This is a genomic window from Mesorhizobium sp. M0678 (genome assembly GCF_040320505.1).
GTDB lineage: Bacteria > Pseudomonadota > Alphaproteobacteria > Rhizobiales > Rhizobiaceae > Mesorhizobium.
In genome coordinates this window covers 1-608 of the sequence record NZ_JAMYPT010000085.1, presented here as the reverse complement: position 1 = coordinate 608, position 608 = coordinate 1, and the positions used below count along the sequence as shown (strand labels likewise).

The 608-nt window shown below is 55.1% G+C and carries 2 protein-coding genes; both read right to left on the bottom strand.

Annotated features, from left to right (window positions below):
• Positions 1-255 (bottom strand): TadE/TadG family type IV pilus assembly protein (locus tag NKI29_RS33385; RefSeq protein ID WP_352798700.1); only part of this gene is annotated, 255 nt, incomplete at its 3' end.
• Positions 245-608 (bottom strand): pilus assembly protein (locus NKI29_RS33380; protein ID WP_352453949.1); only part of this gene is annotated, 364 nt, incomplete at its 5' end. The genes NKI29_RS33380 and NKI29_RS33385, both read right to left, overlap by 11 nt.

The window sequence follows — 608 nt, the reverse complement described above, 5'->3', positions numbered from 1 at the left end:
GACGTCTTTCAATCCCAAATCCAGTAATTTTTCCGTGGCAATGGCTTGGATCTGGGCCTGCGTCAGCGAGTTCTTCATTTGCAGCGCACGTGACGACGTTTCCAGCGTGTACCGAACACTCGACATAGCATTCAGAGCCCAGCCGAATGCAAAGATGCCGATCAAAAGCATTATCAGAAAAGGCGCGATCAGCGCGAACTCTAATGCAGCTCCGCCTGATGCATCCCCCGTGAAAGCTCTCGACTTAGCGGACACGAATCACCTGTTGATGACTGAGTTCGCGCGAGAGGGAAAACGCACCAAAACTGAAGGGCGGTGACCAGGTGGCTGTCGCCTGTATTACGAGGAAGACCGAGGGGGCTTTCAAAGTGTCGCACAGGACCGATGGATCGGCCACGATGTTCCCGCACATGTATTTCCGGCTCACTGCCACCTGCGCGCCATCAGGATGGTTTTCCCAGCTCGAAAGAGCGACAGCTTGGATGGTCGTATCCTCGACTGCTCCTTGCATCACGAGGTTCGCCGCGGTTTTGACGCCTGCACGCATCGACAATGCGCTCGAGACAAAAGACCAGCCGTCGATGATGCCAAGAAGTACCAGGCAAAGG